The organism is Paenibacillus sp. MMS20-IR301 (assembly GCF_032302195.1).
In the GTDB taxonomy this organism is placed as follows: Bacteria; Bacillota; Bacilli; order Paenibacillales; family Paenibacillaceae; genus Paenibacillus_AQ.
The window spans coordinates 4655129-4680106 of sequence record NZ_CP135275.1; the positions used below are offsets into that span (position 1 = coordinate 4655129).

A 24978-nucleotide genomic window follows, 5' to 3' on the forward strand; every position below is an offset into this window, starting at 1 on the left:
CCAGCCCTCCTTTCCCGTCTTCTCCTGCTCTATGCCAGACCGCTGTATTTCAGTGTATTAACTGTACTACTATTATTAATACAGTTAACGGGTTATGTCAATCATTTACTCCAATCCCTCCTTCACCCCCCTCTCGGCTGCTGCTGGGTGATACAGTGAATGTTTCCTCCGCCGAGCGCGATCTCCCGGGTATGGACCTGTACTACCTTGCGGTCTGTGAATATCCCCTGAAGTGTATTCAACGCCTCTATATCCCGCTTATCACCGAAGCCCGGCATGACTACACCGCCATTGCAGATATAGAAGTTAACATAGGTTGCAGCAAAGGTTGTACCCGGCCTGCGGCTGTAGCTGCCCCTGGCCGGGTCAATCCATTCAGCTTCCTCAGCTGTAATGACCAGCCGGTCCGGAATATGCAGCCGGTGAACCGTAAGCCTGCGCCCGCGTGCATCCCTCACCCGGGTCAGCAGCGAGTACGCTTCCTGCAAAATTTCATATTGCGGATCATTCCGGTCATCCGTCCAGCTCATCACAACCACTCCGGGCTTGACGAAAGCCGCAATCTCATCGATATGCCCGTCTGTCTCATCATCGCTCATGCCCCGCGGCAGCCAGATAATCCGCTCTACATTTAAGCTGCTGCGCAAATAACCCTCAATCTGTCTTTTGGACAAATGAGGGTTGCGGTTCTTATTAAGCAGACACTGTGCGGTAGTAATCAGCGTGCCTTCTCCATCTACATGCACGGCCCCGCCTTCGAGGATGAAATGCCGCAGGTCATAATGATCCAGATTCTCTATCTCCAGTACCTTCCGCTTCACAAGCTGGTCCTGATCCCACGGGAAATACAGCCCTCCATCCAGTCCTCCCCAGGCATTGAAGCCCCAATCGATCCCCCGGACTCCCCCGTGGCCGTTCACCACAAAGGTCGGACCGATATCCCGCATCCATGCATCATCCGAGGAGATCTCCACCACACGCACCTGCGGCGGCACAAGAGAGCGCGCATGCTCATACTGTGCGCTGGAGGCCCCAATTGTTACCGGCTCGAATTCGGCGATTACTGCAGCAACCCGGGCAAATGCAGCCTGTGCCGGCTTGGCGCCAAGCCTCCATGTGTCAGTCCGGACCGGCCAGAGCATCCAAGTGCCCTGGTGCGGCTCGAATTCTCCCGGCATCCTGTAGCCGTCCTGTCTTGGTGTGCCTGCAATTCTGCCTGGCATACGCATCCCTCCCGGTATCCGGACAAGGATGAGGGATAGAGAGAGAATGCCGCCCAGCATCTCGTCCTTTGTTCATTGTATGCCGGGGCATGTTATACTGCTACGAATCAGAACAGCGGAGGATTTATTCGCGGGAGAAGCACATTTCAGCCTGCTGAATCCTTTAGGAAAGGCTCTTAACCTGCTGCATCCTTCCTTTCCGCCGTTCATCACTGAGCGCAGCTGCTGCAACACCCGGTATTAACAGATAACTTGCGAATTTAAAGGTATCGCTGAAAGCCTCTACCGCCGCCTGCTGTCGGATCACTGCAAGCGGCTGTGCCTCTGCTGCACGGGCCTGAACCGCTTCCGCCCGCTGCTCTGTATTGTGCTGCAGCACCGTAACGATGATCGCCACCCCGATCACACTTCCCAGTGCCTTCGCCATGTTGGTTACCCCTGAGGCTATACCCACCTTATCGTCAGGAACGACCCGGATCGCCGAGGACATCACGGGCGCCATCGAAAGTCCCACGCCGAAGCCTGCCAGGGCAAGCCGGAGCATCACCGCGCCCAGTGTAGAATCAGCCTGAAGGCTGCTCATGGAATAAGTAGCACCGCCTATCAGCAGCATTCCCGCTGCGGCAAACAGGCTGCTGCCGTATTTCGCCGATAGCGGTCCGGAAATGGCGGAGCTGATAATAGAGCCGACTGCCATCATGGAGAGGACCAGACCCGCCCTCAGCTCGGAAATACCCATCACCCGGGTCAGGTAAAAGGAGGTCAGCAGCGAAATATTCATCAGTGCGGCACCCAGGATAATCATTGAAACAGAGGTGCTGTTGAACGCTCTGATCCGCAGCAGCGATAAAGGCAGCATCGGCTGCTTCCCCCTATACTGCGTGAGGAAGAAGAACACTACAAATAATACTCCCGCTGCCAGCAGACTCAGGAACATGCGTGAGCCCCAGCCGTAATCCTGCACTTTAATCAGACCATAGGTAATAAAGAACATCCCTCCGGTAATCCCCAGAATCCCCCCGTAATCTATGGACCGGCCCGCTGTATTATCCCTTGATTCCTTAATGAAAATAAGGGTCAGCACTATGCTGAGCACACCCAGCGGCACATTGACATAAAAGATCCATTCCCAGCTCAGCTTCTGCGTCAGAATCCCGCCGAGTGCCGGGCCGAGTGCCGCTGCCACCCCGGAGACCGCGCCCCAGATCCCGATAATCAGGCCGTGCATTTCTTTCGGGAAGGTGGTCGTGGTCAGCGGAATCGTAACGGGCACAATGACCGCACCGGCCAGTCCCTGGATCACTCTCATGGCAATAAGCATGCTAAGCGAAGAGGAGAACCCCGCCACTAAAGAACTTAATGTAAACAGTACCACTCCGGCGAGGAACACCTTCTTCCGTCCGAACTGATCTGCCAGGCGGGACGCCGTCAATATAAACACGGCAAAGGCCAGGTTGTACCCGTTCACCACCCAGGATATCTGCGACACACTTCCGCCGAAATGGCGTGTCATCTCCGGCAGGGCAATATTAACTATGGTCGTGTCCAGCAGCGCCATGAAAAAACCCAGGACTATTGCCGTGAACGATAAAGCTCTGCGGGTTCTAATGCCCATACTCATCATCCTCCAAAATATGAAATAAAGTTCATATTCGAATTATATGAACCAAAGTTCACATTTGTCAATTACAAAAATGAACTTTGGTTCAACTTTTATTGACAGTACAAAACAGCTATTTTACAATTTGTACTGTGAGGGGGATCTTAAGCTATGGGCGAAACAGACAATAAAATCAGAACTCCGCAGCAGGAACGGAGTGTCCGAACCAAGGAGGCCATTATCCGGGCGGCGATGAAGCAATTCTCCGACAAGGGCTTTCACCAGACCAACACCAAGGAAATTGCAGCGGCAGCCGGGGTATCCACAGGCAGCTTCTACTCCTATTTCACTGATAAAAGAGCCGTCTTCATCGAAGTGCTCCATATGTATGGCGATGAGCTGCTGGCACGGGTTGAGGCATCGATGTCCGAAATCAACTTCGCTATGGTCGGCCGTTACGAGCTGATTATGCATCTGATCGACAGCCTGCTGGATTCGCATAAAGACTTCATCGGCTACCATAAAGAATTAAGCATTATGTACCACAGCGATGAGTTCATCAAGCAGCTCATGGATACCCAGTACGAAACCGGGCGGCTTAGTACCCTTAAGTATCTGCAGATGGGCCGGGATGAAATGAAGCCTGCTGATCTTGAGGCAGCTTCCGTAATTGTGTTCGAATCGGTGAGTGCCATAGTTGACGTAATCTCCTTTTCCCCGCAGAGGGTCCCGGCAGACCGGCTGAAGGCAGAGCTCGTCAACATGCTTGTTCAGTATTTGTATAAGTGAATTCCTCCTGAAAAAGAGCAAGCCGCACGGAGTTTCCTCCGGCAGCTTGCTCTTGTGCATTCAAAGCCTCTTATCAGCGTTTATCCTTCCAGAAGTTGACCGGCTCCATGTCCTTTGTAATGGCCTGGAAGGTATACCCTTCCTTCTTGAGCGTCTCCAGCAGACGCGGCAGTACCTTAAGCGTAGCCTTCTGGTCATGCATCAGAATTACCGGGTCTGTCTTGGACTGCTTCAGCTTATGGACCTGGTTCATTACCGTAGTATAGATTGAATCGCTATCCTCTTTGTATTTCCAGTCATTCGAGTCCACATTCCAGTCCCAGAGGTGGTAACCCTGGGATAACACCTTATCCCGGAAGGCTTTGGTGAAATACGGCTTGCTTCCATATGGCGGCCGGATCAGCGTAGTACTGGCGCCCGTCAGCTTCTTCAGTACGGCATTATCATCCGCCATCTCAGCCAGCGCTGCAGCCGGTGAAGCATAGAACTTTCCTTTGACGTGGGTCATGCCGTGCAGCCCGAGACCATAATCATCCTTCACAATCCGCTTCACCTGGGAAGGATACTTGTTCATGTTATTGCCCAGCATGAAGAAGGTTGCCTGTACATCATACTTCGCGAGTATATCCAGCAGCTGGGCTGTAGTTGCCGAAGGCCCGTCATCAAAGGTCAGGTACACGGTATAGCCGGGCTTGCCCGTTTTAACCGGCTGGGCAGGTCCGTCAGCCGGCGCCGGAGTAGCAGACGGGCCCGGTTCTGGCGTGGCTGCAGGCTTCAGCTCCGCTGCATATTTACTGATGAAGGCCTCATCTGTAAGCAGCGCTGAGCCGTCCTTCACCCGCAGTAAATATTTATCTCCCGCAAAGGATATGATATATCCAAGAGAACCGCTTATTTTCAGGGGAACCATTAAGTTTCCGCCCTGCACAAAAGTACTCAGAGGCACCACTGTGCCGTCCTTGAGCCTGGCACCGGCATCCCCCTTCAGCACGGTCAGTGATCCGGAGCCGCCCGTCACCAGCACACCATCTGCCAGACCGGTGATCGTCCAGTTCAGCTCTCCGGCCAGTGCACGCAGCGGAACATAATATGTGTTTTTTACAGATACAGCTTCTATAGTGCTCAGTTTATCGTTAACCCCAAGCCTGACGGCCTTTCCGCCTTCAGCTCTTGCCGGGGTCAGGACAACACCCAAAATCAGGAATAAGGATAAGAATAACAGCACAATTTTTTTAGTAGGCACCAGCAGCAATCTCCAATCTATGTATATTTGTCTATTACTTTAACATACATAGATTTAACGTAATTTGAGAGATTGTAACCGAAAGCTAAATTATTGTTACTCTTTTTGCAAGGAGAAAATGAATATGCAGTATTTTTTCTGAAATATCACAAATAGCGTCGAATGCTGTCACAGCAAGCAAAAAGCGGTTAAATCGCGGGTTTTTCACTCAAAATAAATGTGACAAAATTAATAACATTTACTAATATGTGAACGAAATTTGAACAACCTTAAAATTAGCTTAAACTGCGTCACTACAGTGATCTTTATCATACATTTAGGTACCTGTAACAAATTGATCACACATATTTAACTAATTCGCCATTTTTAAGGTCTATTTTGGATAAATCATACAAAAAATGTATTTTGCAATCTGGGTAAGTAATTCTTACTATATATACAGGTTAAGTGTTAGCCCGTTAGCGAACGGCGAATGAAAAGTAGTATTGAAGGAAGGAGTTCTATATGAAAAAAAAGGGACCGTTATACGCTTTGTTTCTAAGCCTGATCCTTCTCCTGCCGGGATGCAGTTCACTCACTGTTCTGAATCCGAAGGGGCCGTCCGCGAGGACGTTATCTGACACCATTATTCTCTCCATCATTGTTATGCTTGGTGTTCTGGCAGTTGTCTACATCTTATATATCTTTGTTCTGGTGAAATACCGGGCGAAGAAAAGCAATGAGGGTTACATTCCTGAACATGAGGAAGGTAACAAGGTGCTGGAGGCGATCTGGATTATCATCCCGATCATTATCGTTGCCTTCCTGTCCTTTGTAACCGTCAAGACAACTACCGAAGTAGAGAATGTGGCCGCGGATTATAAAGATCAGACACCGCTGGTTGTTTACGCATCATCCTCCAACTGGAAATGGCATTTCAGCTATCCTGAAGAAGGCATTGAAACCGTAAATTACTTGAACATTCCGGTACACCGTGCGATCGAGCTCAGAATGTACTCCTTTGGGACCATCACGAGCTTATGGATACCACAGCTTGCCGGACAAAAGTACGCCATGAGCGACATGCTCACAACGCTTCACCTGTCTGCTGATACTGAAGGCTCTTATATCGGTAAAAATGCAAACTTCAGCGGCAAGGGCTTTGCCCACATGGAATTCGAAACTCTTGTAATGAGCAGCAAGGATTATGACGAATGGGTGACCGATGTCAAGGAAACCGCTTCGAAGCTGACAGAGGATGAGTTCAAAACCCTGCTGGCCACTGACTTCCTTGGACGCAAAACCTATTCCTCCACCCATCTGGAGTTCAGTCCTCCGCCGGGCGACCACAGTGAGCATATGAGTGGTAACGGCAGCGAGATGAACATGGACAACGGCAGTGAGGAGCATCAGGATAACAAAGAGATTCATCCTTCGCCTGAGCCGTCCAGCGGAACCGAATTTGACAGCGAACCAGATCCCGAAGTCGATCAGCCGCTGCCGAGCTCACCCGTGGATGCCGGAACTCATGAAGGCCACTAGCTCCGCAAGAGCTTGATGTAACAAACCGAAAGGAGCCACCCTAATGGATTTAGACAAATTTAAGGTTCACGGCGAACCCTTGATATACGGAGCCATGGTCAGCATTGCACTTGCCACCATCGGGATTCTCGTCGGACTCACCTATTTCAAGAAATGGGGATATCTCTGGCGTGAATGGCTTACTACTGTAGATCACAAAAAAATCGGTGTCATGTACATCCTTGCCGCACTGCTCATGCTGTTCCGCGGTGGTGTGGACGCAATGATGATGCGTCTGCAGACGGCTGCGCCGGAAATGAAATTCCTTGATGCGCAGCACTATAACGAGGTATTTACCACCCACGGCCTGATCATGATTCTCTTCATGGCCATGCCGTTCATCATCGGTCTGATGAATGTAATCATTCCGCTGCAGATCGGCGCGCGGGACGTCGCCTTCCCGCGGCTTAACGCCGTCAGCTTCTGGCTCTTCTTCATGGGTGCCATGCTGCTGAACATTTCCTTCGTTATCGGGGGATCACCGGATGCCGGCTGGTCCGCTTACTTCCCGCTGGCGAGTCTTGAGTTCAGCCCGACGGTCGGTAATAACTATTACTCCCTCGCGCTGCAGATTTCCGGTATCGGTACTCTGATTACCGGGGTCAATTTCATCGTCACCATTCTCAAAATGCGTGCACCAGGCATGACGCTCATGAAAATGCCGATGTTCACCTGGTCCGTACTGATCACCAACGTCATCATCGTCTTCGCCTTCCCGGTACTTACTGTAGCGCTTGCGCTGATGATGTTCGACCGCCTGTTCGGCTCCCAGTTCTTCACGATGGCCAACGGCGGGATGGATATGCTCTGGGCCAACCTGTTCTGGGTCTGGGGACATCCGGAGGTATATATCGTTATTTTGCCGGCCTTCGGTATTTATAGCGAAATTATCGCCACCTTCTCCAAAAAGAACCTGTACGGCTACACCTCCATGGTATTCAGTATGCTGATTATCTCGCTCCTGTCCTTCCTGGTATGGGCCCACCATTTCTACACGATGGGTCAAGGCGCTATGGTCAACAGCTTCTTCTCGATTACTACAATGGCGATTGCCGTGCCTACAGGGGTTAAAATATTCAACTGGCTGTTTACGCTGCGAAAAGGCAGGATTACGTTTACGACGCCAATGCTGTATACGCTGGCCTTTATCCCGATCTTCACCATCGGGGGGGTAACAGGTGTCATGCTGGCTATGGCCAGTGCCGACTATCAATATCACAATACGATGTTCCTGGTAGCCCACTTCCACTACGTGCTGATTCCGGGCGCCGTATTCGCCGTCATTGCCGGGTTCCACTACTGGTTCCCGAAAGTCTTCGGCTTCCGCCTGAATGAACGGCTCGGCAAGCATTCCTTCTGGTGGATTATCATTTCCTTTAATGTGACGTTCTTCCCGCTGTTCTTCCTGGGTCTGATGGGAATGACGCGCCGGACGTATACCTATTCGGAGGAATCAGGCTTTGGTCCGCTGAATATGCTATCCTTCGTCGGGGCTGTCGGCCTGGCTATCGGTTTCCTGCTGCTGGTCTACAATATCTACTGGAGTACACGGTATATGCCAAGAGATACGACCAACGACCCTTGGGATGGGCGTACACTTGAATGGGCGACACACAGCCCTATGCCAATCTATAACTTTGCAATCGTGCCTAAGGTGGAAACCCGTGATGCCCTGTGGTCCGCGAAGCATGATAATATTCCGCTCTATGATGACACCAAGATCACCAAGATTCATATGCCAAGCAATACCGGCAAGCCGTTCATCCTGGGCGTGATTTTCTTCTTCCTCGGCTTCTTCCTGGTATTCAGCATGTGGATTCCAGCCATCGTTGCAGGGATCGGCGTCATCGTGATGCTGGCGTTCATGTCCTTCGACCGGGATCACGGCTACTATATCTCTGCCGAAGAGGTTAAAGCTACAGAAAAGAAACTGATGCGGGGTGAGACTGTATGAAAATAGATGCGTCTAAGCCGCTCGAATATTCAACGGAAGAGAACAGTAACAAGATCTTCGGCTTCTGGGTATTCCTCGGAGCTGAAATCCCTCTCTTCGCTACACTGTTTACTGTATATTTCGTAATGGTTAACCGCTTTGCCAGCGGCCCAAGCGGCAGCGAAATTTTCGAAATCGGCCCTGTGCTGATTTCAACCTTCTTGCTGTTGTCGAGTTCCTTCACCATCGGCCTGGCGGTCCACGCGATGCGTCATGGCTACAAAAAAGCGATGATGGTCTTCATGGCCATCACGCTGCTGATGGGCCTCGGCTTTATCGGCATTGAACTCAATGAATTCTTCACCTATGTGCACGAAGGCGCTACGCTGCAGACCAGCGGTTTCCTCTCCAGCTTATTCGTACTGCTCGGCACGCACGGTGCTCACGTCAGCTTCGGTTTCCTGTGGGGAGCGGGAATTATGATTCAGCTGTGGCGTCACGGCATCACGCCGGCTACCGCCAATAAAGCTTTTATCTTCTCCCTGTTCTGGCATTTCCTGGACGTTGTCTGGATCTTTATCTTCAGCTTCGTCTACCTGAAAGGACTGATGTGACATGATGAAGCAACTGTTTCCAATTCGCCATGTAATGGGTTATCTGGCCTCTCTGGTCCTTTCTGCTGCTGCACTTGTTGTCATTTATGGTGATCTGTCCTCCGGAGCAAATATGGCCGTACTGCTGATCACAGCGATTATTCAGGCCTCCCTGCAGCTGTTTGTGTTCATGCACATCGGAGAATCGGCGGATTCCAAGAAGGAGCTGTACATCAATATCGCCTATGCGCTGTTCGTAGGTCTGATTACGATCTTCGGTACCCTGTTTATCTTCGTATGGGGCTGGTACGCTTAAACAACATTAGTACAACCAATACCAATAGCCCGCATCCGGTAAAGCATACCGGATGCGGGCTTTTTTTTCGTGCGGCTATACGTAATGAGCGAATCCGGTTACTTCGAATCCCCGTACACCAGCGGGACGACATTACTGCTGCTCCGCTTCCCGTCCCATTCATTATAGGACAACGCCTTGCCGGAAGGGCTCCATGAAGTATCCAGACTCCCGCTCCCTTCTGCGATCTTGGCAGACTCCTTCGTACTCAGGTCGTAAATATACAAGGCACTTGGGCCATCACCGTCCGCCGCCTCCGCTGAGCTGTAAGTAATTCTCTGCTGGTCAGGAGACCAGGAGAACCCGCCAAGCTCTGCGCCTTCCACAATGACCTGAGGATTCTCTCCGCCGGCATCAGTGAGCAGAAGCTTCTGGCTGGTATCCGTATACTGTTGCACCAGCAGCTGAGTGCCATCCGGCGACGGCACAACTCCGCCAACCCGGTCAAGCGGCAGACTGGCCTGCTCACCTGTTGTCCGATCCAGCATCTGCAGGGTTTCATTGGAGTTAGAAGTGTAATAGAGCTTATCTTTGCTCTGGCGGACAATAATCAGTCCCTCTGCGCCCAATCCCTTCACAGCCGCGATCTTTCCGGTGACATCCGCGGTAAAGGCACCTCCGCTATATGCAGGCCCTACAACCGTATTATCATCAGCCCACTCCGCACTGATTGCTCCGGCGACAGGTTCACCTTTAATCCCGGAGGTTTTCTTTGATCCCAGATCCATCACGTAATAGGCAGGATCACCTAATGTGTATTCGCTGTACAGCAGATATTTGCCGTCAGGGGACAGCTCAGCTTCGCCAAGATTCGTATCCTTCTGCTCCTTCAGCAGCTCATATTCCTTGGTATCCAGGTGGTACAGGTAGAGGCTTTTCGGATAGGAGCCGGATAATTCCGCCAGGCTCATTGTACCGAGCTGCTCATTTTCCTTCGAGACAATAACCGTGTTATCGTCCACCCAGTCAGAGATTGTCAGGTCTTCAAAGTGTTCAATCTCTCCTGCCGCCACACTGGATGGAGCCGGCTTGGCAGCAGGTCCGGCGGTTGCTTCAGGCACTGCCGTTGCCGGGTCGGACTGCCCGGCCTGCGCCGTACTGGTGGGTTCCGGGGTTACCACTGCATTGCCGGCCTGGTCTGCATTGCAGGCAATGAGTGACATCAGCAGCACTGGAGCTGCGGCCACCTTAATCAACTTATTTTTCATAATATCATCTGCCTCCTTGAACTCAGCATTACAAGTTGTTCTTCTTAGTAAGTACCCGGGAATAGCTCCCCGGCAACATTAAAGACGTGAGTATGAGGTCAATTGTTGCAGGAATCGGCCTGCCGGGCAGCCTGGAAGAGCCTGAATACATACAAAACAACTACAAAAGCCCGGTTCAGCCGCAGATTAGGGAGCTCCCTGTGATCCTTGGCGAACCGGGCTTGTGCCGGACCGTAATGATTATAGTTTAAAGCGGGCCAGATGCTTCTGCAGATCTTCGGCCAGCGTAGCCAGGTACTGGGCAGACGAGGACATTTCACCCATCGCAGTCAGCTGCTCTTCGCTTGCAGCACTGGTATCCTGGACATCTCCAGCGCCTTTGCGCGAGATTTCATCTACCCGGGCCATTGCCTGGGCAACCCCCTCCGATTCCTGCGCAACATGTCCGATAACCTCTGTAATCAGCTCCATCTGTTCGCTTGCAGCATGAATAGAGGTCTGAATTTCTGTAAATGCCGCGGAAACCACTTCACTCTGGGCAACTCCGCGGGAGACAATGCCGGAGCCCTGTTCCATGGAATCCACTGCGCTGGCGGTTTGCAGGCGGATATGGTTAATAATCTCCGTAACCTGCAGTGAGCTCCGCCCGGTAGCCTCGGCAAGCTTGCGGATCTCTCCGGCTACAACCGCGAAGCCCCGGCCGTGCTCTCCGGCTCTGGCAGCTTCAATGGAAGCGTTCAGCGACAACAGATTGGTCTGCGCGGCAATCTCATTTATCGTAGTGATGATTGTATTGATCTCTTCAGACAAACCGCCCAGGCTGCTGACAATGTTACGGCTGGCCGCTACACTGGAATCAATCTCCCGCATTTGGGTCAAAATCTGCTCTACCGCAGAAGCTCCGCGGTCCGTGGAAGCGGCTGCCTGTTCCATGAGTCCGGTCATTTCATTACCGCTATGCTTCGCTTCAGCAATATCATACGTCATGGTACGCACAGACTGGGCAGTCAGCGCAATACTCTCCGCCTGCACATCGAATCCGGCAGCGATCTCACTTGAAGTCTCCGCAATCAGCTGCGAGGCATGCGCTGTCTGATCAGCACTTGCGCTCATCTCCTCTGAGGAAGCTGACAGAATCTCCGCACTCTCGGAAACACCGCGCATCATATTCTTGAGGCCAATCAGCATTGTATTATATGAAGTGCTGATCTGTCCGATCTCATCCCGTGACTGGTAAGAGGCGGCTGCAGTCAGATCCCCTGCTTCAGCACGTTTCATCAGACCCTGCAGTTCCTTAAGCGGTTTCGTAATCAGCCGGGTAATGACAATGCTAATCAGGATGCTCAAAATCCATGCGGCAGTAATGAGAATACCGCTTAACGTTACAGAGCTGCGGGCGCTTCGCACTGTCTCAGCATTATGCGCAGAGGCATCCTCCACAAACAGTGCCGCAGTATCTTCAAGCAGGCTTACCATCGTACTGCGCATTTCACTGAATGTTTTGCCCGAGAAGACCTGATATCCCTCATCGTTCAGATTATTATCGGCCAGGTGGATGATGTTATCCCGCTGTGAACGGTAATCCGGGAGCAGCAGCAGATATTCGTTAACATTACTCGCAATTTTGTCATTGCTGAACTCAATCGTCTTGAGCTCGGCCAGCAGCTCATTGTTGGTATCAATATTGCTTTTGATGGCTGCCTTAAGCTCCTGGCTCTTGGCCGCATCCCTGGTAATAAGGTTCTCCAGCAAAAAAGATTCAATAGCCCGGTTATTGCCGCGGATCTCGGTAATCAGATAGATCGGCTGCAGATTCTGATTGTAGGTCTCCTCCGACCGCTCAGCCATCCTGTCTGTAGTCATAATGCCAGTCGCACCGATGCCAATAAGAAGAACTACAATAACTGCAATCAGCACAGCCATTTTATACTTGATTTTCAGATGTCTCATTTCCTGTGATCCCGCCTTCTCGATATCTTGCTGTAACAATATTTATCGGAGAATTAGGTCAATTTGTTGATGGCCTTCCGAAAATAATGTCGAATAAAGAAGGTTATTGACGATTTTTCTTGGATTCTGCTGCAAAAATAGATCTTTTTACTCTTGAAGCAATCCGTACTTCTTACGAAACCGCCTCAGCACTTTGATCCAGCCCCCGGATAATACAGCCAGAAAAAACACATTCGACAAGGCATGCGCCAGATCAAAATAAAAGCTGGCCCCGTACGTCGCCGCTACGATTCCCCAACTGAATGCGTCCGGCAGGCTGAGAATGACCCAGACATTCATGATCCAGCCAAACAGAAAACCCCAGATGAAGCCGAAGGCCAGCAGGCCCGGCCGTTTGCTCAGCCACCGGGTATTCCGCAGCCAGCCTGCCGTCAGGCCGGTCATGCCCCAGGCGAACATCTGCCATGGCGTCCAGGGTCCCTGCCCGAAATAGATATTGGAGACCAGTGCAGCTACGGCACCGATGACGAAGCCCGCCTCGGCTCCGAACACATACGCCGACAGAATTACAATCGCCGACACCGGTTTGACCCCCGGCAGTGCGGCAAACGGAATCCGGCTGACTGCCGCAATTGCCGACAGTACAGCCAGGAGCACCAGCTCACGGGAGGCCAGGCGCCGGCGCTCCAGCCGGAGAAACAGCGGCAGCAGCGCAGCCAGCAGCAGCACCAGACTGAGCAGCACATAATGGCGGTCCTTCAGCGCTGCAGTAAGCGCGAGGCCGGCAATGAATATAACTAAAGCGGTCAGCAGCGGGGCGCGGAACCGGGCCATGCCTGAATCACATCCTCCATTGTCAATGCCTGCGGCAGCCAGTCCCGGACCATCCGGTTTACTGCTGTAGTATAGAAATAATTAGCGCTGAAAAAATCCTCCGGCGCGCCTTCCGCCGTGATGCTTCCATCAAACAGCAGCGCACAGCGGGAAGCATGTCTTGCAGCAAACTCCACATCATGCGTTACGATAAGCAGGCTTGCCCCCTGGGCGCGCAGTTGCTGAAGCAAGGCGGCGAGCCTGTCCTTGGCCGCCGGGTCCAGCCCCTTAGTAGGCTCATCCAGCAGCAGGATATCCGGCTTCAGCAGCATGATCATGGCAAGCGCCGCCTGCTGCTGCTGTCCGCCGCTGAGATCATGCGGATGGCTCTGCAGTACCTCCCGGAGCTGGAATACTTCCAGCAGGGCCTCAATCTCCCGCTCTGCCGCTTCCGCCGGCAGCCCGGCAACCTGTGCCATATGCTGCAGCTCCTCAGCCACAGTATCATAACTGAAATAGAGCAGCGGGTTCTGGGCCAGCAGTCCGGTTGTAACGCCTTTGGAGGACATCACCTTACCGCGCTGCGGCTTCATCTGGCCGCTCAGCACATGCAGCAATGTCGATTTCCCTGCGCCGTTCCCGCCCATCACCGCCAGCAGCTCCCCGCGCTTCAGCGTCATTGTGAGCTTCCTCAGCACCTCCTGCCCTTCCTTCTCATACCGGAAGGTCACTTCCCGGCAGGAGAGCAGGGTCTCTGCAGAGGCTGCCGGGAGAGCGGCCTGAGGCCTGCCGTGGTTACGGCTTGGGGCTCCCGGCGCTGCAGCTGTTTCAGGACCAGGGACACCGGCTGCGGCTTCCGCCTTCAGGGAATGCAGCCAGCGTCTGCCTTCACGCACAGTCAGCGGAATGTTATCCGGCACAGCCGCTGCTGCGGGCTGTGACAAGGAGAGGCAGAGCCTGGCGGCGGCAGGCAGATAATCCTGCCGCCCCGCCGCTGCTGCACCGCCTGCCTGCCGCGCGAAATCCCGCGGGCTGGCGTTCAGCTGCAGAACCCCTTCCTCCAGCAGCAGCACACGGTCAGCGAGCGGCAGCACCTCTTCCAGCCGGTGCTCGCTGATAATAACCGTCACCCCCAGCTCCTCATTCAGCCGCTGCAGCGCCATGATGAATTCTCTGGCAGCCACCGGATCGAGCTGGGAGGTCGGTTCATCCAGCAGCAATACCTTAGGCTGAAGGAGCAGCACTGAAGCGAGATTGAGCAATTGCTTTTGTCCGCCGGACAGCTCATGTACAGATCTGTAGAGCAGCGGCTCCAGCGCGAATAACCCGCAGATCTCGGCCAGCCGGGTCCGCATCACAGCAGGAGCCATGCCCAGATTCTCCATGGAGAACGCCAGCTCATGCCAGACTGTATCCATCACGATCTGTGCATCCGGGTTCTGGAACACCATCCCGATCTCCCCGGCGGCAACGGAGGCAGGAAGCTCCGGCAGCAGCTGTCCTTTGTAGGCTATTGTTCCGCTGAACGAACCTACCGGGGCGAGCTCGCGTTTGAGATGACGCAGCAGTGTTGTTTTGCCGCAGCCGGACGGGCCGCAGAGCACCACGAATTCACCCTCTTCTATTGTGAACGAGAGCTCATGGAGCGAGTCCCTGTCTTCTTCGGGATAACGGAAGGATACATGTTCCGCCTGGAGGATCTCCATAACCAGTTCTCCTTTCCTTCTATGACTGCAGGAAGCAGCACGAACAGGCAGAAGCTGCCGTACATAACAGCCTCCTGCCAGCCGAATTCCAGCTTGTTCATGCGGGGATAAATTTCGAACTGCCCGTAGCCCGTCAGCCAGCCCAGCAGTACAGCTGCACCGCTCACTGACAGCAGGACAAGGACAAGCTTATCCTGCAAATCAAGCTTATAAATACTATAAGTGCTGCGTTTGGCCGTGCCGTAGCCGCGGGCTGTCATGGAATCCCCCGTCTGCAGCGCTTCCTCCAGCGACCAGGTTAGCAGCACCTTCAGCAGCGTCATGCCGTCTTTCATCCGCTTACGCACGCTTCCCGTACGGACGTCTACCCCGCGCAGCCGCTGAACCAGAGTGATCTGGCGCAGCCTCCGCTGGAAGAGCGGCACGAACCGCAGCGTCATCAGCGTCAGCAGAGCCGTTCCGGGTGCGGCAGCAGCGAATAAATACATGAACTTATCCGTTGTTACCGTGTAGTTATATGAAATAAACCAGATAAACACCGTCAGCAGTACCGCCATCATCATAAGCCCGTACAGCACGGCCTCCAGCGTCACCGGCTGATCCAGCCAGTAGAACAGGATATGCGCCCCCCTGTGCGAGAAAAGCGGATTCAGCAGCGCTACAGAGCCAGCCATCAGTAGCATAAATGGCAGGCCGCGCCGCAGCAGCTTCCCCTGGCCCTGCAGCAGGAGAAGCACCAGCAAGCCGGCTATCTCTGTTACCAGGAACAAGGGGTGAAATACCAGCAACGCGAACAGCAGCAGTCCGGCATAATACAGCAGCGCTACCGCAGGATGCATGGACCGGAAGCCGCTGCTCATGGCGCCGCAGCTCCCAGATCCTTGCCCAGATCCAGTGTATACAGCCATTCTATCGTATCCCCGGGATTAAGGATCCAGCTGCCGGCTGCCTTGGACGGGAATTCCCCGTTCACCTTGTACATCCAGCCGCTTTCTGCCCCGTAATCATACTCATACAGATTATCAATGCCTTCAACATAGGCGAAGCTTTTGCTGCCCTGATATTCCAGCTGAATCTTCTGCTTGCGGGTAATCCGCTTCAGCAGCTCCAGCACACTCTCATTCTCCCCGATCTCATATGCAGCCGCAGCGAGAATTACGCCATGCTCCTTGTCGCCTGTGATGGAGAGCGTGACTGCGTTGGCCGCCGGTTCTGGGGCGGCGGGTTTGATGGTTGCCGCCGGTTTCGGGGCGGCGGGTTTGGTGGTCGCCGCCGGTTTCGGGGCGGCGGAGGGGCTGCTCGACGCCGGGGCCGGGGCGGCGGACAGCCCGGGTGCACTCGTTACGGGAGCCTGCCCCGTTACGGGCACTGCACTTGGCGGCGCTGCTACCGGCGCCGCCTCTGCCCCTGCTGCCATGCTATCCGCCGTGGCGGACGGCATGGCAGTGCCCTCAGGCCGCGGCGATTGCGCGGCCCCGGAAGCGGCTGGCGGCGGGCTTACGCCGCCAGCGGTGTCCGGCTGCGCGGCGGAGCAGCCGGCAAGCAGTGCTGCGAATAGCAGCACTGCCGGGACAAGCAGCGGCGGGGCGAAGCGCCGCCAGGCTTTTAACAGACTATACATGAACACCTGCACCTCCACAAAAAGGGAAAAGAACGGGGGCAGTCAGCCTGTTCCCCGTTCCGTCCATACACTTTATGTTTTCTTATCAACACATATACAAACTAATCCTTAACATCAGCCTGCCGGCCACAGGGTACTTCCCTTCCGCAACCTGCAGAGCTCTACTTGCAGCAGCTCGAAACACTGCACAGGCACATCCTATCCACTGCACTCCCCGCCGGAACGTTAGTTGGATAAATGACACTTAATTCACCCGCCCAAGCTGCTCTATCCATTTTAGTTGGATAAATGACACTTAATTCCGCCCATATCGCCGCCAACGGGTAACTTGAGCATCATTAAATGCTGTTTTTCCAACTAATTTCCCGCAGACAGGGATTTCAGCAGAATTAAGTGCTCTTTTTCCACTAATTTCCCGCTCCTCCCTGCTCTATATGAGAACCCAGGACAGCGGGAGCAACGCACTCCCACCAACTAAGGCAATCTAACCGCCACTGCCGCAGCCATTTCCCGGGTAACAGCCGCAGAAGGCTTGAATTCACCGCCGGTGCCGCTCATCAGCCCAAGTCCGGTCACAGTGCGCACTGCAGTCAACGCGTATTCACTGATCTGATCCTCATCAGAGAATTTCCCGATTCCGGCAACGGCTGAAGCAGCATCCAGCTTGAATGCTCTCATAATCATTACAGCCATATCCTCACGTGTAACGAGGCCGTCCGGTTTGAACGCCGTAGCTGTCACACCGCTGATCATGCCCAGTTCCTTGGCTTTGTTCACTGCTCCATAATACCACGCATCCGCTTTAACATCACTGAAACTCTGGGCAGATGTTGCCGCAGACGGCTCATTGCCGGTCAATCTCAGCAGCAGCGCTGCAAACTCCGCACGGGTAATATTCTGTTTCGGTGCAAAGACAAGACTGCTCTCACTGATGCCGCCCATAAGCTTGCGGTCATATGCCGTGTATACGGACTCCAATGCCCAAGGCGAGATCGACTTCACATCGGCAAAAGCCGCACGGTCCGCAGCAGCAGAAGCTACAGTAAGCGGCTGTACGTAACGGACAACAGCAGGCGTGTTGTCTTTGAGATACCCGGTAAGGGTAAGGGTGTATTTATTCGCTGCCAGGCCACCGGCAAAAACAGCCGAACCCGCAGCATCCGTAACCGCCGTTTTACCGCCGATGGTCACTTGTACCCCCGCAGCCGGTGAAGTAACCGGATCGGACGTAAAGGTGTCATTGTTCCAGACCCACTGCTTCTGCGTCACTTTTACAGTAATATCTTGTCCTGGCTGCGGCTGCGCAGGGGAGACCGTTACCGATTCTACCACCTGTGTGTTATCTCCGCCGTAATAGACAAGTACCCGGTCGTTCTCGGCAAGTGCGAAATCACCCATCCCCACACTTGGATAGATCCAAGCTCCGCCGCGGGCAACCACATACATCCAGCCGTCATAGCCGCCAAAAGTTCCCGCGCTCACGCCGCCGATCCCCGTCACATAATTACCCGCTTCGTTCACCAGAGCTACGCCCTTCTCCGCTGCCGCCTTCTCCAGCGCATTCAGCACATTCCCTGCATATACAGAAGCCTCTGCCAGTGTTCCATTAGGACCTTCCACATTAACTAATACGTTAACCCGCGGATTCTGCACAGGTGTATTGCTCAGATCGTACAGCTTGCCGCCACTGCTGAACAGGCTGTAAGCAACCAGGGCCTCCAGGGCCTGCTCTGTAGACAGCTGATTGTAGCTGCCGCCGGCAGTATGGGCAAAGCCGCCGCCCGCTGCGCTGAAGCTCAGCAGCTTGCTGACAAGGCTAACGTTACCCTTCGAATACGCTGCTCCTGCAGGGTCAATACCAAACGAAGACAGGCCAATGATTGCCTGTGCTACACTCTCGCTGCTGTCCCCGTATCCGCCGTTCTTGTCCTGCGCTGTTGCAAGCCAGGCTGCAGCACGTTGTCCAGCCGTATTTACTGCCGGATCATTCTTATGACCCGCCAGCACTGCAAGTACCATCGCTGTCATATCCGGATCGCTTGCACCTGTAGTCAGGGTGAAGCCGCCGTCCGTATTCTGCTTGGCCAGAATTTCTGCCAGCAGCTTCGCTGGTGTCCACTTGGCGTTATCAGGCATTGTATACGTTCCGGAATCCAGCGCCAGCAGCACGTAGGCTGCATTATTCAGCGTCTGGCCGGTAATTTTATCGTTATTGTAGAGCTTCTCAATCAGGTTATAGCCGGCAAAATCAGCCGGATTCCCGCCAAGCGCCCTAACGGCCAGCGTAATCCGCGCATAATCCGTAGCTCTGTTGAAGGTCCCCTTAGCCGCAGCTACCTTGCTCTCAAGCGCCTTCAGATAGCTGTCTGGAACCTTATAGCCCGCCTGGGCCAGGCCGATTGCCTGCCAGTCCGATTGAACACCGTTCTTCAGCACAAACTCAGCAGTGGCATAGACCGCTGCAGTTACACTGCTGCCTAGAGCGGATGAGAGCGAGACGTCAGTACTCTTATTTCCGGCAGTTACACCGGCCTGGACATCAACAGCAGCATCATTCGCGGCAAAAGCTTGTCCCGCCGGAGCTACGGCCGCTCCCAGAACTGCAAACAGCATAATTACGATCAGACTCAGCCGTGTCCATTTAGATAATAAATTGTTCTTCATTGCTAACCTCTTTCTTAATATAGAATGGATGAAGCCAGAGCAGCCTCCGCCAGCAGCGCAGGCACAAATTGCATGAAGCTTTTCCGTTCCTGCAGGAACGGTGCATTTCAGCAGAGCCTAAGGATAATTCAAGATGCATGGCACATTCTACCACCCTTAGATCCGCATAAAAACCGCCCTTTGCAGGGCGGCCGGGGAAAGATACAATAACATGCAGCAGGAACGAGGAATGCCTCCTGGCCACATTACTTATATGTGCATCTGTTCCGCATTCTTATCCCCGAAGAATTGAAACAACAACGAAAAAGGCAGGTCTCCTGGCTTATGCCTCATCGCTTCCCCCGCCTTCCCATCCTAGTTCACAGCGACAGTGGCATCCCCGGGAGTTGCTCCGCATTTACAGTGGCGGGACCGCACCGGACTTGCACCGGCCTTCCCTTTTAAGCAGATTATACGCACAGAAGCAGTCTTGCCGCCCATCCCGGACAGCGCTCATTCCTGTTAGAAATCTGCACCTTTTTCCAAAGCTTATTAAATTTTAATAATTACAATCAATCATATCTACTATTCCCCTGTATGTCTATAGACAAGCTAAAAGAGGAAAAAACACTAACTACCCGAGTCAAAAACGAATACAGTCCGGCGGACACTTCCGGTACTTTTGGTACTTCAGACACTTCAGATATTTCTGCTATTTCTGCTACTACTGAGACTTGGGAGACCACTGAGACTTAAGGTACTAAAACGGACACCACAGCCTTTATTCGCCCGTTTTTGTTCCATTTTCCAGGTTTGCGGACACCACAGCCCTTATGCACCACTTTTCGTGTGCTATCTTCACTTTTCTAGCGAAATAACGTCGCTGGTGTCCGTATGGCCAGCATTCAGCTGATTTCCCGCATCTTAACGTCTCTCCTGTCCGTAACGCTAAACTATTTACTTGAAAACCGGTGCGTGAGTGTCTACTTTATGGACTAAGAATCACATTTGCTCATAGCTTGGTGCTTACAATAGCTGGACTTGAGCGGACTAGTGAGCTGCACCAACAAGGGATCTATCCCCCAGCATTTCCTCCAGGATCAGATACTCTTACTCACACAAAAAATCCTGAACAGCATACGCGTCCTCCGCATCGCTTGCTGTTCAGGATTAATATCAGGCCATTACAGATATTCTACTCCGCACCTGCGGTTGGATCTGCAGCAGGTGAAGGCTCAGCGCTCACTTCAGCACCAGGTGTGGCCGTTGCCTCCGGGGAACTGCTTGGAGTACTCTCCAGAGAACCGCCTCCCGCAGGCTGCAGGATCAGCTTGTACTCTCCGGCGGTGATCATATCACCTGCGGCCAGCTTTGCTCCCGGCTCCAGCTGCACCATCACCTCGTAGGCGCGTACAATGGCTGCCGCGCCTGTACTGCCGCCGTTATTCCCTGCGGCCACACCCCCGCCGCCGTCACTCGCGGCTGCCGCATCACTGCCGCCGCCATTCCCGGCGACACCAGCCAGGCAATTGCCCGCAGTTACCACGACCTTGTACGTGGCCGCAGCACCGCTGCCGGAGTCTACGCTGATCTCCGCTGGCTGGAAGGCGTTGCAGTCAGCAGCAGCGGCAAAGCTGAAGATCAGCTTGACGCCCGCATCCTCTCCGCCAGCCGTCCCGCTGCCTTCTGTTCCACCGGCATTCTCCCCGCCAGCCGTCCCGCTGCCTTCTGTTCCACCGGCATTCTCTCCATCGACCGTCCCGCTGCCCTCTGTTCCACCGGCATTCTCTCCATCGACCGTCCCGCTGCCCTCTGTTCCACCGGCGTTCTCCCCGCCAGCCGTCCCGCTGCCTTCTGCTCCGCTGCCGCTAAGCCGCACAGTGACCGGAGCCGTCTGCACAGCTGCCGGAAGCGGACTTGGGCCGGCAGTCGGTGCCGCGGTGCCTGCTCCGTCTTTGTCCATCATGCTGAAGACAATAACGGCAACAATCACAGCAATCCCGAGGAGACTGCCTGAGATCAGGAGTTGAAATCGGCTGCGGCTGATCCACCGCGCCAGCGGTGAAGCCAGCTGGGAACGGGCTTCATTGTAGACACTCTGCATCGCTGGCGTTGCTGCGGATACATAGCTTCTGCGGAAATCCCGGTCCTTGAACGCCTCGCGGTCATTTTTCAGGAAATAGTTCAGCACCGCCCGCCGGTAATTCGGCCATAGCTTCTTATTCGAGATGCTGAACAGCCGGTTATGCTGGGCCCAGGCGAGGAAACGGTAGACCGTCTCTTTGTCCCCGCCGGCCTTACGTGCCACCAGATCCAGCAGCGCATCATAATCGAGCGGTCCGCCCTCCCGTTCACTGCTGTAATAGAAGGCCAGCGGCAGCCGTCCGAACGGCTCGATCGCCCGCGATTCCTTCAGCCAGCGTGCTCCGAGCAGCTGCACATCATCCAGCTCCCGGGGAGTAAGTCCGGCGAATACACCCTCATCCGGCTGCTCCTCCCCGAACCAGCGGTACGCCGCGCGCAGCGCATTGGCTTTGCGCCGGGTGATCGCATCCAGCGGCGGCTGCCAGTCGGCCGTATCCCGGTAGCGCAGGAAAGAGATATCGAGCAGCTGTTCAATTGTCAGCTCCTCGAGGGAGATCCGGTTGATCAGGAAGCGGTCTGCGGCTGCTCCCAGCTCCTCCAGAAGGGATATTGCTTCAAGCGGCACCCCGCTGCCTCTCCGGCGCTCTTTCTCCGCCTTCAGGATTGCTTCATGAACTGCAGCTACGGCAGCAACAGGATCTTTGTCCCGCTGCAGCTTCTCCAGTAAATACTCCTTGACGGCACCATGCACGGAAGCCTGTTGCAGCACCTCCGGGAACAGCCGCCCCAAGTGGATTACCAGCCGGAGCACATCAGCGGTTCCGGCAGCTGCCGCGAGCCGCATCTCCAGATATGGATCAAACAGCGCTTTGCGGAACAGCGTCTGGGGCAGTATTCTTTTGAAGAAATGCTCACTGAACAACTCATCACTTTCGATAATGCCGTAAGCCGCAGCCAGCACATCCTCCCGGCCACCTGACTGGCAGTTCAGCATTCCGTTAATGAAATAATCGATAATCTTGACCCGGTAATTATGACCCGGCAGGACGAAATACTCCTTGAACCGTTCCAGAATCTCCGGCTGCGGAATCCCCTTCTTACGGATCAGATCATATTCGCGGTCAAAACGCTCCAGAAACATATCATTCAGCCGTACCCGGGATTCCAGCGCCCCCTCCGGCTTCAGGTAGGAGAGCAGGCCGCCCAGCACAGCGTTTTTGTTGTCTGTATAGAGGTCTTCATTCCCCTGCTCAATCTCATAAAATACAGCCAGCTCATTGTAGAGAGCCAGGGACAGCTTGCGGTCCACACTCTCGCCCGGAAGCAGGGAGTCGGCGAATCTGGCGAAATCCCGGAGCCCCCCGCCCTTCTGCCCCAGCAGCTTCCAGGCCAAATCAGCATACATCTGCCGGGACTCGCCGAAGTCAATATTCAGCATACGGTCATTTGCCAGATCAAAAATATAATCCTTCTCAATATTCCGGTCGCCCGGGCGCAGCGAGCCTTTCTCCACAAAGGTCAGGTGGATATATTTGCGGCTCTGCGGCTCCTTGGCATAAGTGATCACACCCAGCCTGCGGCGGAAATCATGCGGCAAGGCAGCAAAGAGAATCTCCGTCAGTTCCACCGCACGCTGCGACAATTCACTCACCGGCACGTCCAGTGCGATATATATTTTCTTCTTGCCGGCAACGGACAGCATCACCGCCTGCAGCAGGGCTTTAAACAGCCCCTCTGTGAAGCCAAGTCGGCTTAGCAGGCCCAGCGGGTCTGCCGGGCTATCATAAGGCTCTGCCGGGATCGCGGAAAGCTCGGGCAGTGTCCCTCCCGGTTCACCATCATAGCTCTGTGCAAAGGCAGCATGCAGCCAGTCCCCGTAATTCTCCACAATCTCCTCCGAGCGGACGCCCGGCACCACGAAATTATGGGCAAAAAAAGCACTCCGCTGGCCCGTGAAATCAGTTGCCTGATAGCGGCTTTGGCCAACTACCGTTTCATTGCTCTCCGTATGGAACAGATGCAGCGCCGCCGGGTAGAGCGCTTCATCCTTTTCACCCCGTGCCGTAAGCTCAGCCGGAGCATCGTAGAGGCAGAAGGGATGGAGAATTTTTTTGACAAAATTGTTATCCAGGCTCTCCGACTTCGCTACCGTATCGAAGCCCTCTGCCGACCGGTAAACACCGCGGCGCTCGCGGGTATACATCTGCTGGGTGATCATGGACCCTGAGAATCTGTTCACGGCCCGTCGCTCCCCTCAATATAGTTCAGCTTGTGCAGCAGCCAGATAAACGGCTCGTCCACCCGGATCGGGCTGACCACCCCTTCAATCTTCTGGTTAACCGGATTGCTGCCCAGTGCAGATACGGCAAAGTAACCGGTGTCGGCAAAATATACATCCATCGTATCCTTGAACGGACGGTCCACCTTCTCAATGAACCGGCGGATTTCCCCGTCGATGTTATGGAACTCGTCCAGATTCAGCGTCTTGCGGTGCACATAGTTGTTAAATACATTGCTGTTAGACTTGATATAATCGCCGTCTTCATCCTTGAGCGAGTGCAGCATATCGCTTTTGGCCAGTACTACAGCCGTAGGAATATTCGTCTTGCCCTTCTCCTGATAGGCAATGAAATCGCCGAACATCGTCAGTACCACATCACGCGGCTCATCATACTGCGAGACCCACTCACCCGGGCGGTCGCCGATATTGATGCGGATCTTCTCGCGGACAGAGCGGATCTGCAGCGGATCGACCATGAACAGGATGCCTGCTGAATTCTTGATATGCGCGCCGTGCAGGCCGAGATAATCCTGATCGACCATCCCTTCACCGGCAACATCGAAGAAGACCAGCGTCAGCGGGGGCTTGGCCTCATCCTTGAACACGAACTGGAAAATAAACGGCTCCTGCATCTTCTCCTTCTGGGTAGAGGCGAGCAGATCTCCCCGCTCAAACAGCGGCTCCTCGTACAGCGTGCGGAACTTGCGGCTGATCTCGGCATTCAGCGGCATGCAGGCCGCATCGAAATGTCCGGCGGTCGTATGCTGCAGCGTATGGATCAGCGAGGTCATGTACACTGACTTTCCGACCTGGGAGGCGCCGATAATGGAGATAATATTGCTTGGCACCTTACCGGCTGTCACCGGCAGCTCATTATGGCAGGACGGGCAGAGCCGTCTGCGGGTCATTACACCATAGCGGTCTGTAAGTCCGGTCAGCACATGATCGGTATACTGGTGATATTCCTCCGGGATATCCGCCGGATTCAGAATGGCTTCCATATCATCCACCGTATCGAGGCCGAAGCGCTCGCGGTATTTATTCAGCAGATCGTCTTCGCCCAGTGCATAATTCTCGTCATCCTCACGGCTGTGCATAGCCCGGAATACCACATCCTCCGGTTCGAACCGGGAGAAGCAGTACGGGCAGACGATATCATAATACAGCGGCCTCGCCGGAGCCTGATTTTTTTTCATGAAGCGGCTAAAAAAAGACATCTCTCATCCTCCTCAAAGTTTTGCCGCAGCAGCTCATAGAATGAGCAGCTTAACAAAACTATCTTCGAAAGCGTAAACTAAGTTTTGCCGCAGCAGCTCATAGAATGTGCAGCTTAACAAAACTATCTTCGAAAGCGTAAACCAAGTTTTGTAGCAGC

At 53.9% G+C, this 24978-nt stretch carries 18 protein-coding genes and 1 riboswitch; of the genes, 6 read left to right on the top strand and 12 right to left on the bottom strand.

The genetic code is table 11. The features are described from left to right. Positions 1-122: 122 nt before the first annotated feature. Together aguA and LOS79_RS20030 are read right to left on the bottom strand one after the other, a co-directional pair. Positions 123-1223 carry an agmatine deiminase gene (gene aguA, locus LOS79_RS20025; RefSeq protein ID WP_315411823.1) on the bottom strand — a complete coding sequence of 367 codons (1101 nt, stop codon included), beginning with the start codon at positions 1221-1223 and terminating at the stop codon, positions 123-125. Between the two features lie 163 nt (positions 1224-1386). Further along, complete coding sequence (locus LOS79_RS20030; RefSeq protein WP_315411825.1) at positions 1387-2838, bottom strand: MFS transporter; 1452 nt, start codon at positions 2836-2838, stop codon at positions 1387-1389. Between the two features lie 156 nt (positions 2839-2994). Between LOS79_RS20030 and LOS79_RS20035 the strand changes: the two genes are divergently transcribed. Further along, positions 2995-3612, top strand: coding sequence for a TetR/AcrR family transcriptional regulator (locus LOS79_RS20035; protein ID WP_315411826.1), 618 nt, complete (start codon positions 2995-2997; stop codon positions 3610-3612). 73 nt (positions 3613-3685) lie between these two features. Here LOS79_RS20035 and LOS79_RS20040 read toward each other — a convergent pair whose 3' ends face one another. Further along, positions 3686-4855 carry a polysaccharide deacetylase family protein gene (locus LOS79_RS20040; RefSeq protein ID WP_315411828.1) on the bottom strand — a complete coding sequence of 390 codons (1170 nt, stop codon included), beginning with the start codon at positions 4853-4855 and terminating at the stop codon, positions 3686-3688. Between the two features lie 504 nt (positions 4856-5359). Here LOS79_RS20040 and qoxA point away from each other — a divergent pair. Genes qoxA through qoxD form a run of 4 tightly spaced genes read left to right on the top strand, consistent with a single transcriptional unit; the run spans position 5360 to position 9257 of the window. Beyond that, entirely contained in the window at positions 5360-6376 is a 1017-nt protein-coding gene (gene qoxA, locus LOS79_RS20045) for a cytochrome aa3 quinol oxidase subunit II (protein ID WP_315411829.1), read from the top strand. Positions 6377-6419: 43 nt separating this feature from the next. Further along, positions 6420-8369, top strand: a complete 1950-nt coding sequence (qoxB, locus tag LOS79_RS20050) for a cytochrome aa3 quinol oxidase subunit I (protein WP_315411830.1) — start codon at positions 6420-6422, stop codon at positions 8367-8369. Next, positions 8366-8962: a cytochrome aa3 quinol oxidase subunit III gene (gene qoxC / locus LOS79_RS20055; protein WP_315411831.1), complete on the top strand. Its 597-nt coding sequence runs from the start codon at positions 8366-8368 to the stop codon at positions 8960-8962. The genes qoxB and qoxC overlap by 4 nt, the downstream gene beginning before the upstream one ends. A gap of 1 nt (position 8963) precedes the next feature. Next, entirely contained in the window at positions 8964-9257 is a 294-nt protein-coding gene (gene qoxD / locus LOS79_RS20060) for a cytochrome aa3 quinol oxidase subunit IV (protein WP_315411832.1), read from the top strand. A 98-nt stretch (positions 9258-9355) separates the two neighbouring features. On the opposite strand, the gene LOS79_RS20065 is transcribed toward qoxD, so the two are convergent. Further along, the gene (locus LOS79_RS20065; RefSeq protein WP_315411834.1) at positions 9356-10504 is read right to left on the bottom strand and encodes a TolB family protein; all 1149 of its coding nucleotides are present in this window, start codon (positions 10502-10504) and stop codon (positions 9356-9358) included. Between the two features lie 86 nt (positions 10505-10590). On the opposite strand from LOS79_RS20065, the gene LOS79_RS20070 reads away from it, so the two are divergent. After that, positions 10591-10755, top strand: a complete 165-nt coding sequence (locus tag LOS79_RS20070; protein ID WP_315411835.1) for a hypothetical protein — start codon at positions 10591-10593, stop codon at positions 10753-10755. Here the strand turns inward: LOS79_RS20070 and LOS79_RS20075 are convergent. The 8 genes from LOS79_RS20075 to LOS79_RS20110 all read right to left on the bottom strand — a co-directional run bounded on the left by LOS79_RS20075 (position 10745) and on the right by LOS79_RS20110 (position 24820). Continuing rightward, on the bottom strand, positions 10745-12454 hold the full coding sequence (locus LOS79_RS20075) for a methyl-accepting chemotaxis protein (protein WP_315411837.1): 1710 nt from the start codon (positions 12452-12454) through the stop codon (positions 10745-10747). The two genes, LOS79_RS20070 and LOS79_RS20075, sit on opposite strands and share 11 nt — an antisense overlap. Before the next feature lie 147 nt (positions 12455-12601). After that, the gene (locus LOS79_RS20080) at positions 12602-13288 is read right to left on the bottom strand and encodes an ECF transporter S component (RefSeq protein WP_315411839.1); all 687 of its coding nucleotides are present in this window, start codon (positions 13286-13288) and stop codon (positions 12602-12604) included. Next, a complete protein-coding gene (locus LOS79_RS20085; protein ID WP_315411840.1) occupies positions 13261-14973 on the bottom strand; it encodes an ABC transporter ATP-binding protein in 1713 nt (570 codons plus the stop codon). The genes LOS79_RS20080 and LOS79_RS20085 overlap by 28 nt, the downstream gene beginning before the upstream one ends. Further along, positions 14889-15833 carry an energy-coupling factor transporter transmembrane component T gene (locus LOS79_RS20090; RefSeq protein WP_315411841.1) on the bottom strand — a complete coding sequence of 315 codons (945 nt, stop codon included), beginning with the start codon at positions 15831-15833 and terminating at the stop codon, positions 14889-14891. The genes LOS79_RS20085 and LOS79_RS20090 overlap by 85 nt, the downstream gene beginning before the upstream one ends. Continuing rightward, the gene (locus LOS79_RS20095) at positions 15830-16594 is read right to left on the bottom strand and encodes a DUF4430 domain-containing protein (protein WP_315411842.1); all 765 of its coding nucleotides are present in this window, start codon (positions 16592-16594) and stop codon (positions 15830-15832) included. The genes LOS79_RS20090 and LOS79_RS20095 overlap by 4 nt, the downstream gene beginning before the upstream one ends. Before the next feature lie 474 nt (positions 16595-17068). Continuing rightward, positions 17069-19258, bottom strand: coding sequence for an S-layer homology domain-containing protein (locus LOS79_RS20100; protein ID WP_315411843.1), 2190 nt, complete (start codon positions 19256-19258; stop codon positions 17069-17071). A 289-nt stretch (positions 19259-19547) separates the two neighbouring features. Beyond that, a riboswitch (cobalamin riboswitch) is annotated at positions 19548-19753 on the bottom strand. Between the two features lie 679 nt (positions 19754-20432). Next, a complete protein-coding gene (locus tag LOS79_RS20105) occupies positions 20433-23561 on the bottom strand; it encodes a GAP1-N2 domain-containing protein (protein ID WP_315411844.1) in 3129 nt (1042 codons plus the stop codon). Further along, complete coding sequence (locus tag LOS79_RS20110) at positions 23558-24820, bottom strand: hypothetical protein (RefSeq protein WP_315411846.1); 1263 nt, start codon at positions 24818-24820, stop codon at positions 23558-23560. The genes LOS79_RS20105 and LOS79_RS20110 overlap by 4 nt, the downstream gene beginning before the upstream one ends. Between the last annotated feature and the right edge of the window lie 158 nt (positions 24821-24978).

Bases quoted from the DNA above. Each gene is read 5' to 3' on its own strand.
- aguA (WP_315411823.1), bottom strand. From the start codon at position 1,223: ATGCCAGGCAGAATTGCAGGCACACCAAGACAGGACGGCTACAGGATG.
- LOS79_RS20030 (WP_315411825.1), bottom strand. From the start codon at position 2,838: ATGGGCATTAGAACCCGCAGAGCTTTATCGTTCACGGCAATAGTCCTG.
- LOS79_RS20035 (WP_315411826.1), top strand. From the start codon at position 2,995: ATGGGCGAAACAGACAATAAAATCAGAACTCCGCAGCAGGAACGGAGT.
- qoxA (WP_315411829.1), top strand. From the start codon at position 5,360: ATGAAAAAAAAGGGACCGTTATACGCTTTGTTTCTAAGCCTGATCCTT.
- qoxB (WP_315411830.1), top strand. From the start codon at position 6,420: ATGGATTTAGACAAATTTAAGGTTCACGGCGAACCCTTGATATACGGA.
- qoxC (WP_315411831.1), top strand. From the start codon at position 8,366: ATGAAAATAGATGCGTCTAAGCCGCTCGAATATTCAACGGAAGAGAAC.
- qoxD (WP_315411832.1), top strand. From the start codon at position 8,964: ATGATGAAGCAACTGTTTCCAATTCGCCATGTAATGGGTTATCTGGCC.
- LOS79_RS20065 (WP_315411834.1), bottom strand. From the start codon at position 10,504: ATGAAAAATAAGTTGATTAAGGTGGCCGCAGCTCCAGTGCTGCTGATG.
- LOS79_RS20075 (WP_315411837.1), bottom strand. From the start codon at position 12,454: ATGAGACATCTGAAAATCAAGTATAAAATGGCTGTGCTGATTGCAGTT.
- LOS79_RS20080 (WP_315411839.1), bottom strand. From the start codon at position 13,288: ATGGCCCGGTTCCGCGCCCCGCTGCTGACCGCTTTAGTTATATTCATT.
- LOS79_RS20085 (WP_315411840.1), bottom strand. From the start codon at position 14,973: ATGGAGATCCTCCAGGCGGAACATGTATCCTTCCGTTATCCCGAAGAA.
- LOS79_RS20090 (WP_315411841.1), bottom strand. From the start codon at position 15,833: ATGAGCAGCGGCTTCCGGTCCATGCATCCTGCGGTAGCGCTGCTGTAT.
- LOS79_RS20095 (WP_315411842.1), bottom strand. From the start codon at position 16,594: ATGTATAGTCTGTTAAAAGCCTGGCGGCGCTTCGCCCCGCCGCTGCTT.
- LOS79_RS20100 (WP_315411843.1), bottom strand. From the start codon at position 19,258: ATGAAGAACAATTTATTATCTAAATGGACACGGCTGAGTCTGATCGTA.
- LOS79_RS20110 (WP_315411846.1), bottom strand. From the start codon at position 24,820: ATGTCTTTTTTTAGCCGCTTCATGAAAAAAAATCAGGCTCCGGCGAGG.